The sequence below is a fragment of the Acinetobacter sp. ANC 4862 genome (genome assembly GCF_004336635.1).
Taxonomy (GTDB): Bacteria; Pseudomonadota; Gammaproteobacteria; order Pseudomonadales; family Moraxellaceae; genus Acinetobacter.
This window is the reverse complement of the sequence record NZ_SJXH01000007.1, coordinates 106418-116158: the sequence shown is the minus strand read 5'-3', so window position 1 is coordinate 116158 and position 9741 is coordinate 106418. Positions and strand designations below refer to the sequence as shown.

The following is a 9741-nucleotide window of genomic DNA, read 5'->3' as shown; positions in this document are numbered from 1 at the left end:
TACTAATTACTCGTGAGGCTTGACTATACAACACCCAAACAGTTGTATGGTTCGATTGAATCAATACAAAAAACTTGATTTAGTGAAGCGTTAGTTAGACAATAGCAACTCAAACAGCCCAATCTGTAAAGATTTGGAAACGCAAGTACGGCACGAAAGATAAGACCCGAACGTCTCCATAACAGTTGTGCTGGCGACAATAGCAAGAGTGAACCACCTGATCCCTTCCCGAACTCAGAAGTGAAACCTCTTTGCGCTGATGGTAGTGTGGGGTTACCCATGTGAGAGTAAGTCATCGCCAGCTCATTATTCTAAAATCCCCCTGACTCCATAGAGCCAGGGGGATTTTTTTATGGGCAGAAGAAATAGAAAAAATTAGAGTAAATTCTTATATTTTGATTAAATTATCTTTCGAATCAAAGATTAAGTTTTAGGCCAATCAAATAAGATTATTGTTTGAAGGTTAAATGTTATACTTTTCCACTTAATCCCTCCTTATCTTTTCTGCATGTTCCGCTTTGTTCTCAGTGCTATTTTCTCTGTATGCCTATTTCTGCTGAGTACAGTGGTCTATGCATCAACGTCTTTGAATTTTGACAAAAATCATAATGAGCGACTTGATGGTGTATGGAATTATTATCCTAATCAACTGATCATTGGAGTTGAAGCGTCTCAGATTTCTCCATCTAAAATTATTAAAACAGTTCAATTACCTGCATCATTTCTCAGTATTTCAGGGCAGAAAGATGGTTTAGCGACCTTTCAGCAACATTTTAAATTACCTGAGTCTGCGGTAGGGCAACAAATCTATTTGTATATCCCATATCCGTATGGTGCCTATCAATTATTTGTAGATGATCGTTTACTCACAAAAGTTGGGCAAGTAGGTGTAGAGGGACATCATCAAACAGAAATGGCACCTAAATTGGTGTCATTTTTTCCAAATAAAACCGATGTAGTAATTACCCTTCAGGTCTCAAGTTTTCAGCATATTCGGGGTGGTCTAGAAAACAGTATTTATATGGGTTTCAATAAACCGATTCTGCACAAATTTTATCGCCAAGTAATTCCTCTCACTCTTGTGAGTGGTGTATTGCTAATGATTGGCTGCTTTATGGTGTTGTTTGCGCTATATCGTATTGCCCACAAGCAGTCTAGTCATATTTGGCTGTTCTTGGGACTCTTTATTTTATGTCTGAGTCTGCGTAGTTTCTTTGCTGTTCCCTTTATTTATACTTTATTTACCAATATTTCTTGGCTTTGGGGAACTCGACTTGAATATTTATTGACTGAATTGGTTTGCCTATTCTTCCTGCTCTATATTTTTCTATTGCCTCATCAGCTCATTCACCGTTTCTTATTACAGATCACCTGTGTAATGATCGGTATTAATATAGTCGTGACTCTGACTCAACAACCTCTAGTTTTTCAAAGCTTATTTTTTCAAAGTTTTGCAATTTCATTCCTGATTTTTGCTAATCTTTTATATGCGGTTTACCGGATCTATCGGGATCAAATTCCCTATTCCAAGGCCAATGCCTTTGCCATTGTTTTAGTGTGTCTTACCTTTATACATGACTATTTATTGGGACTAAAGCTGATTGATTCGGTTGAAATCGCTTTTTATAGTTCGTGTGTGTATTTTATGGTGGTCACTTTACAGCTTAGCCGTGATTATGCGGTGCAGAGCTATAAAACTGAATTGCTGAATAAGAAACTGTTGCAGTGGAACAAAACCCTCGATAAAAAAGTCCAGGAACGTACGCAGGCCATAACGCAACTGAATGAGCAATTGGCACATCAAGTTCGTACCGATGCCTTAACCGGTGCTTATAACCGTTATGCATTAAATATAGAGATACAACAACGCTTTGAGCAGGCGATTCAAGCAGGATCCTCATTGGGATTCTATATGATTGATGTCGACTACTTTAAAAAATATAACGATTATTATGGTCATCTTAAAGGTGACGAGATTTTAAAGGCTTTGGTCAAGATGATAGATTCAATTTTGCCGGCATCCGGTTTTTTAGCGCGCTATGGTGGAGAAGAATTTGCAATTTTGTTATTTGATTTGAATAGGGAACAGACTCAAAAATTTGCAGAAAAATTGTGTCGGGTTATACGTGAACTGCAACTCAAACATATCAACCGGGAAGATGGAAAAGACTCTATTACGATTAGTGTAGGCGTGGCCATTATGGATGCTATACATTGCTATAAAAGTGTCGATTGCTTGATGAAAACAGCAGATCAGCAACTCTACCAAGCAAAAAATCAACGTGATCAAGCCTGTATTCAGTAAGCCACAGAAAACCTGATTGGGTTTGATCAATTCTTCAAGTGAAATGTCATATCCTTTTACCATTACTTGGTTTTTTATATGTAGTGGTTTGTCTGGTAATGCTAAATTGGTCATGATGTTCATTAAAGAAGCATAAAGTATGAACCAAATTCACCCAGCTGCCATTATATGTTTAAGTTTAACTTTTTATGGTTTAACGGCTTGTCATGCACAAAATGACATTCCACAGGAGCAGTCAAAACAAAAACAGCAGTCTTCCTCAAAAATACAACAAGGTTATCAACTTAGTACGATTGCACAGTTTAATGAGCCGTGGGCGATTGCCTCTTTAAAAGATGGCCGTTTACTGATTACTGAGAAAAAAGGCAAATTACAATTATTTGATCCCCAAACCAAGCAAAAAGTCGAAGTCAAAGGTGTTCCTAAAGTGGCTTATGGTGGACAAGGTGGCTTGGGAGATATTGCCTTGCATCCGCAATTTGCACAGAACCGTCAAGTCTATATCAGCTATGCAGCAGCAGGACAGGGTGGCTATGGCGCTGTGGTTGCGCGTGGCGAATTGGATTTATCCAATCCTCAACAGCCCCAACTTAAGAATTTAAGGACGATTTGGCAACAAGTGCCTAAAGTTCAAGGTCAGGGACATTATGGACATCGGTTGTTATTTGGCTCAGATGGCAAGCTCTGGATCAGCTCAGGAGAACGTCAGAAGTTTGATCCTGCTCAAGATATGCAATCGAATTTAGGCAAAATCTTGCGTTTAAATGATGATGGTACACCTGCTTTAGGGAATCCCTTTATGAACCGAGGCGAGGTTGCCAAACAGGTCTGGACTTTGGGGCATCGTAACCCTCTCGGGATTGCATTTGATGGTAAAGGTAAGCTGTGGGTGGCTGAAATGGGACCTAAAGGGGGCGATGAGCTCAATCTCATCATAAAAGCTGAAAATTATGGCTATCCTATTGTTTCAAATGGGGATCATTATGATGGGAAAGAAATCCCTGACCATAATACCCGCCCTGAATTTAAGGCCCCAGAGATCAGCTGGACGCCTGTGATTTCTCCATCCAGTCTGATGTTTTATAAAGGCAACCAATTTCCTGCATGGAAAAATAAGGCCCTGATCTGTGGCTTGTCTTCTGAAGCTATTGTAGTGGTTGATACCGAAATGAAGCCTGTGAAGGAAGTCCAGCGCTTAAATATGAAACAACGTATTCGTGGCCTGCTGGAAGCTCCAGACGGTGCAATTTGGGTCATTGAAGATGGTAAAAACGCCAGATTACTCAAAATGACTGCGAAATAATTTCATCCAAAAGCCCTTATGGAAATATCGGGCTTTTAAACGTATCTGCGTCAATCATCTGCTTGAATTACGCGGCATAATGATCATCAGCATTAAATACATTGGCCTGAATTTGAATGAGTTTACGGTTGCCTTGTTCGCCATTCATGCGCCAATGGGCAATTTTAATATTATCGACAATGGCAACATCGCCTTTCTGCCATTCTAATAACAGTGCATCACGATACATCGCATCAAAAAAGGCTTGTTTCTCTTGATCCGTCCATTCAATTTTATGACCCTGTTGATTGAAAATTTCCCAGGTTAGCTGCATACCATCAGCAGTGGAATCGATTTGGATATCACCACGATTTTCAAAACAATTTTGTGCAGCCTGATAAGCGAATGGATTGGTATTGTTGGCAAATGCCCAAGGTTGTAGCGCAAGCTTTTGGGTAACAGGATGCTTAATCACCAGCGGTGCACGTTGCAAGGTGAGTTTGGCTTTCTTGTCAGGCAGTATGCTCACGCTAAAAGGACTCTTTTTCAGTAAGATCCGATCGATAAAATTAATTTTACGCGATGAGACATAAGAAAAATGATTCCAAGTGCCTTGGTATTTTTGTTTAACCGATTCAGGAAAATTTTCCCAAATTTTCTCAAGATTATTAAAGCCAGTTTCAGCCAAATAAGTTGAGGGTTCCTGACAATATAAAGCGATATAGCGTGAGCGTTCAGAACGGACACCACCTTCCACATGCGGGCCTTGTACAGCGTTCTCCACTGGCCCTAATTGAACGGTATTACGGTCAATATAGCGTCGATAATCCCCCGCACCTAAAATACTTTCACTGTATTTACGCATCCATGATGCAACCCAACCCGGCATATTCGGATTGAAGGAATTCCACGGCTGTAACTTGAATTTTTGTTCAATAAGTTGATGAAATTCATCCGTTTGCTGAATGTTAAATCCTCGAAAAATCAAGATGCCATGCTGATGGATCTGTTGCATCAGCTCTTCAAGATTGTTCTCGATATATTGGGCTAAATCATGACATGCATTGTTGTCGGGGTGAGCTATGAATACTTTGGCGTAATCATTCAGAAAATGATGTTCTAATTGCATAATTTTTCTCTCAAGCATTTTTATTGTTTTACTTATGATACTTAGAATGATTTTTAACTCTATTCTAATCATTCATAAAGATAGTATGGATAATTGTTTTTGCTGAATTTGATTATAAAGTTTGATATTTCAGCATGATGTAAATTTTGGTCGTTTAATTGAGCTTTTCGACAAGTGGCGGGTTCACTTTAAATCACGATATTAAATGACCAGAATAATTAAATGACTTTGAAAAAAAAGCCCCGACATCCTGTCGAGGCTTTTTTATATTCATTTTAAAGGTATAACTCCTGTCGTACCCATCAGCATCCTGCTGTTTATTGCTTATCATTATTGTTTTTTGCTTAAGAGACTTCCTGTCTCTGTATGCTTTAAATATAGCGCTTTGGATAATATGTGAAAAGTGGAGATATTCGGCAACTGTTGTAAGCTTAAACCTACACAGGTACTCAAAAAATATCAGGAATTCACGTATTGAATCAGTTTATCCAAAACAGATCTGAGATTTTTGTTATCGAATTCATTGGGTTCAAATTCTTCAGTTTTATTGCGTGAGAAAATGTCACGAATTTCAATCACAGCATTACTGTCGACTAAACCGAGTTGGGTTCCGACTTGACGGATTTGATCAATCGAGCGTGAGCCATTGGTTGCACCATAGCCAATATAGGCAGCGGGTTTGCCTTGCCATTCTTTGCCTAAGTAATCCAAAGCATTTTTGAGAGCCGGGCTATAGCCATGGTTATATTCAGGGCTAATAAAAATAATGGCATCACCCGAAGCAATTTTGTCTGCCCATTCCTGTTGTTTCGGTTGATCATAAATACCCGTAATCGGTGGATGTGCACCTGAAAAAATAGGCAGGTTCCATTCTTTTAAATCGACCAGTTCAACCTGAACAGTACTGAAATTGGCTCTTTCGATACTTCGTTGTACCCAGCGCGCGACTTTAATCGCAATACGACCTTCACGAACACTACCGACAATAATGTGAATTTTCATATTGAACCTGTTTTTTTATAAAGCTAGCCAAGGTCTAAATTAATATGATTATTAAGGGCTGAATATTAGGGATTTGTATCTCCAGAACATAAAAAAGCTCCCGAAGGAGCTTTTAAAAAATCATGATTTAGATGATCTTTTACATCAGTTTAATAGCTTGCTGACCGGCAGGGGTCACTTTAAAGATTTCCACTTCAAAGGTAATGTCCTTGCCTGCAAGCGGGTGATTGAAATCAATTTCGGTAATATCTTCACCGACTGATTTCACTACACCAAATAAGCTTTGTTTGGCTTTATCTTCAAATTCAATCATATGACCGACAATCGGTGTTTGTTCGAATTTAACCGTATCAAATTTTTGTACGTTTTCAGGGTTCCAGGGACCGAAAGCATCTTCAGGAGGAAGACTCACGGTACGACGGTCACCGGCACGTAAACCAAAGAGTGCTTTTTCAAAACCGGGTAATAAGCTGCCATCGCCCATCACCAAACTTACTGGTTCTTCACGGCTACGGGTGTTATCAATTTCCACACCATTTTCAATGGCTACCGAAAAATGAAGTTCTACTTTCGAACCATCATTAATACGGATTTCTTCATTTGGATTAATAATTTCAGTCATTGTGTTGCGCTTCCGCACGTTGAATACGTTGTTTTTCTAGAAAAAACGTATCGATCAGCAGCAGAATAGTCCCCACGGTAATGGCACTATCTGCAATATTAAAAGCAGGGAAGTGGCTGTTGTTGTAGTAAACGTGAATAAAATCGACCACATAACCTAAAGAAATGCGGTCAATTAAGTTACCGATCGCACCACCCAAAATCAGGGCAATCGCCATCGGTAAAATCACCATTTTTTTCGGCATACGCATCAGCCAAAATACAAAAATTACAGACACTAAACCTGCCAGTGAAGTAAAGAAATAACGTTGCCATCCACCGGCATCGGACAGGAAACTAAAGGCTGCGCCATAGTTATGTAGCAATGTCCAGTTTAAAAAGGGCAGTACAGGAACAGGATCTGCATAGTTCAGATTTGTCACTGCAATCCATTTGGTCCATTGGTCGAGAATGATCGCGACAATGGATAAACCCACCCACACCAGATTGTGTGGGTAGAACTGGAATAAGCCCTTTTTAGTTTGCGGATTAGGCATATTTTCTCTCTTCGCCTTGACCTGTAGGAAGGTTAATAATACAACGAGAACAAAGGCCCGGATGTTCATGATGTGTATTTACATCAGGAAGTACATGCCAGCAACGGGCACATTTTTCACCTTCAGCAGCCGATACTTTCACGCGTAAGCCTTCAAGATCTGTTGCTTCACCTTGTGCTTCATCAAATGCATTTACAATCACAGTTGATGTGATCAGAACAAAACGAAGTTCATCACTTAACTGATCAAGCACCGCTTTCAATTCAGCATTTGCCCAAAGTTCAACTTTGGCAGACAGGTTAGAACCAATCAGTTTGGCATTACGTGCTGCTTCAATTTGCTTGTTCACTGCAGATTTAACCGCAATCATGGTTTGCCAATCCGCTTCTGAAACCAGGTTGGCTTTCGATGCAACCGGAATGTCATACCATTCAGTGGTGAACACGTATTTCTCAGTTTGACCCGGAATTAACGGCCAAGCTTCTTGCGCAGTAAAGGTCAAGATTGGTGCCATCCAGCGGACAAAAGCTTGTACCAGGTGATACAAGGCAGTTTGTGCAGAATGACGCGCTTGCGAGTCTGCTTTGGTTGTGTATTGACGGTCTTTGATGATGTCTAAATAGAAACCACCCAAGTCATTAATACAGAAGTTGGTTAACGAACTTGCCACGATATGGAAGTTCATATCTTCATAGGCTTGCTGGATGGTTTTTTGAACGTCTGCTGCACGTTGCAGGATGTATTGATCAAGCGCAATCAACTGATCGACTGGCAATGCATCAGTCGCTGGTTGGAAACCATTCAGGTTCGCCAACAAGAAACGTAAGGTGTTACGGATACGACGGTAACCATCAGAGGCACGGCTAAAGATTTCTTTACCGGCCGTCATTTCATAACGGTAGTCTGAAGACGCAATCCAGAAACGTAAACCATCTGCACCCATATCTTTAATGATGTCTTGCGGTGTGATCACGTTACCGATGGATTTCGACATCTTACGGCCTTTTTCATCGACCACGAAGCCGTGAGTCAACAAGCCTTTATACGGTGCACGGTTGTTAATCGCGATAGAGGTTAACAATGAAGACTGGAACCAGCCACGGTGTTGGTCTGAACCTTCAAGGTACAAATCAGCAGGATCAGTCAGTTCTTCACGTTGACGAAGTACCGCATAGTGCGTTGTACCGGAGTCAAACCATACGTCTAGCGTGTCACGAACCGCATTGTAGTGTTCAGCATCGGCACCGATAAAGTCTTTCGCTTCACGGTTATACCAACCATCAATCCCTTCCTGTTCGATCAGTTTTGCCACTTCTTCGATCAGTTCAGGGGTACGTGGATGCAATTCGTTGGTGTCTTTATGTACGAAGAACGGGATTGGCACACCCCAAGTACGTTGACGCGAGATACACCAGTCTGGACGACCTTCGATCATCGATTCGATACGGTTTTTACCCCAATCTGGAACGAAGCTGATCTCGTTTTCAATCGCGTTTAAAGCACCTTGGCGTAAACCTTTTTCGTCCATGCTGATGAACCACTGTGGGGTCGCACGGAAGATAATCGGGGTTTTATGGCGCCAGCAATGTGGATAGCTATGTTTAATCACCACATGTGCCCAAAGCTTGTTGGCTTCACTTAATGCAGCAATAATTTTTGGATTGGCTTTATAGATGTGCTCGCCTGCAAAAACAGGTGCGGTCGGTAAATACACACCGTTACCACCGACAGGATTATCAACTTTTAAGTTGTATAGTAAGCCCACTTTATAATCGTCTACACCATGGCCAGGTGCGGTATGTACTGCACCGGTACCGCTGGTGGCAATTACATGTTCGCCTAAAATCACTGGAACCTGACGTTCAGTAATTAAAGGATGTTGTAGAATCAGATTTTCAAGTTTGCTACCGGTAAAATCAGTAATTACTTCAACGGTGGTAAAGCCATAGCGTTCAGTTGCAGATTCAACCAAATCTTTGGCCAAGATAAAGTTTTGTGCTGCTTTTTCGTCGCCACGTGCTTTAACCAATTGATATTCAATATCCGCATGCAGGGCAACCGCTTGGTTTGCAGGAATAGTCCAAGGTGTCGTGGTCCAGATCACGATGTCGGTTGAGTCTTTAACCTCAACACCTAAACGCGCTGATAAATCTGCTAAATCAACAACAGTGAAACCCACGTCGATAGCATCCGATTTTTTATCTTCGTATTCAACTTCAGCTTCAGCCAATGCAGAACCACAGTCCAAACACCAGTTGACTGGTTTAAGACCCGGCTGGATATGACCTTGTTTTTGGATTTCACCCAATGAACGCACGATATTGGCTTCTTGGGCAAAGTTCATGGTCAGGTAAGGATTGTCCCAATCCCCAAACACACCCATACGCACAAAGTCTTTTTTCTGTAATTCGACTTGGGTGTAGGCATATTCACGGCAATGTTTACGGAACGTTGCAGCATCGACTTTAACGCCAACTTTACCGACTTTTTCTTCAACTTTAAGTTCAATCGGCAAACCGTGACAGTCCCAACCCGGAACATACGGTGCATCAAAGCCATCCATAATCCGGCTTTTGATGATGATGTCTTTGAGTACTTTGTTTACCGCATGACCCAAATGGATTTGACCATTTGCGTATGGAGGGCCATCGTGAAGCACATATTTTTTCTTGCCAATACGCGACGCACGAATCTGCTGATAAATGTTGTCGGCATACCACTCTTCTAACCATTTTGCTTCACGTACTGCGAGATTTGCTTTCATTGCAAATTCAGTACCTGGGAGGTTTAGCGTGGCTTTATAATCCACTGCATTTTCAGGAGTTTGCTTATCGCTCATGCAAGTTGTCTTCCAATTTAATCAGTC

7 protein-coding genes and 1 rRNA gene are annotated in these 9741 nt (G+C 41.0%); 3 read left to right on the top strand and 5 right to left on the bottom strand.

The window, feature by feature from the left end; genetic code table 11:
• Positions 1 to 189 precede the first annotated feature (189 nt).
• The 3 genes from rrf (at position 190) to E0409_RS05160 (ending at position 3608) form a co-directional block, all read left to right on the top strand.
• Positions 190 to 304 (top strand): 5S ribosomal RNA (rrf, locus tag E0409_RS05170).
• A 282-nt stretch (positions 305 to 586) separates the two neighbouring features.
• Positions 587 to 2305 carry a sensor domain-containing diguanylate cyclase gene (locus tag E0409_RS05165; RefSeq protein ID WP_165541296.1) on the top strand — a complete coding sequence of 573 codons (1719 nt, stop codon included), beginning with the start codon at positions 587 to 589 and terminating at the stop codon, positions 2303 to 2305.
• Positions 2306 to 2444: 139 nt separating this feature from the next.
• On the top strand, positions 2445 to 3608 hold the full coding sequence (locus tag E0409_RS05160; protein WP_131288519.1) for a PQQ-dependent sugar dehydrogenase: 1164 nt from the start codon (positions 2445 to 2447) through the stop codon (positions 3606 to 3608).
• Positions 3609 to 3675: 67 nt separating this feature from the next.
• Here E0409_RS05160 and E0409_RS05155 read toward each other — a convergent pair whose 3' ends face one another.
• From E0409_RS05155 to ileS, 5 genes are all read right to left on the bottom strand, one after another.
• Positions 3676 to 4716, bottom strand: coding sequence for a TauD/TfdA dioxygenase family protein (locus E0409_RS05155; protein WP_131288517.1), 1041 nt, complete (start codon positions 4714 to 4716; stop codon positions 3676 to 3678).
• Positions 4717 to 5175: 459 nt separating this feature from the next.
• Positions 5176 to 5718: an NADPH-dependent FMN reductase gene (locus E0409_RS05150; RefSeq protein ID WP_131288515.1), complete on the bottom strand. Its 543-nt coding sequence runs from the start codon at positions 5716 to 5718 to the stop codon at positions 5176 to 5178.
• Positions 5719 to 5857: 139 nt separating this feature from the next.
• Positions 5858 to 6340 carry an FKBP-type peptidyl-prolyl cis-trans isomerase gene (locus E0409_RS05145; protein WP_131288513.1) on the bottom strand — a complete coding sequence of 161 codons (483 nt, stop codon included), beginning with the start codon at positions 6338 to 6340 and terminating at the stop codon, positions 5858 to 5860.
• Positions 6333 to 6875 (bottom strand): signal peptidase II, encoded by a 543-nt coding sequence (gene lspA, locus E0409_RS05140; RefSeq protein WP_131288510.1) that lies wholly within the window; start codon positions 6873 to 6875, stop codon positions 6333 to 6335. Before lspA ends, E0409_RS05145 begins: the two co-directional genes overlap by 8 nt.
• The gene (ileS, locus tag E0409_RS05135) at positions 6868 to 9714 is read right to left on the bottom strand and encodes an isoleucine--tRNA ligase (protein ID WP_131288508.1); all 2847 of its coding nucleotides are present in this window, start codon (positions 9712 to 9714) and stop codon (positions 6868 to 6870) included. Before ileS ends, lspA begins: the two co-directional genes overlap by 8 nt.
• Positions 9715 to 9741 lie beyond the last annotated feature (27 nt).

Bases quoted from the DNA above. Each gene is read 5' to 3' on its own strand.
- E0409_RS05160 (WP_131288519.1), top strand. From the start codon at position 2,445: ATGAACCAAATTCACCCAGCTGCCATTATATGTTTAAGTTTAACTTTT.
- E0409_RS05155 (WP_131288517.1), bottom strand. From the start codon at position 4,716: ATGCAATTAGAACATCATTTTCTGAATGATTACGCCAAAGTATTCATA.
- E0409_RS05150 (WP_131288515.1), bottom strand. From the start codon at position 5,718: ATGAAAATTCACATTATTGTCGGTAGTGTTCGTGAAGGTCGTATTGCG.
- E0409_RS05145 (WP_131288513.1), bottom strand. From the start codon at position 6,340: ATGACTGAAATTATTAATCCAAATGAAGAAATCCGTATTAATGATGGT.
- lspA (WP_131288510.1), bottom strand. From the start codon at position 6,875: ATGCCTAATCCGCAAACTAAAAAGGGCTTATTCCAGTTCTACCCACAC.
- ileS (WP_131288508.1), bottom strand. From the start codon at position 9,714: ATGAGCGATAAGCAAACTCCTGAAAATGCAGTGGATTATAAAGCCACG.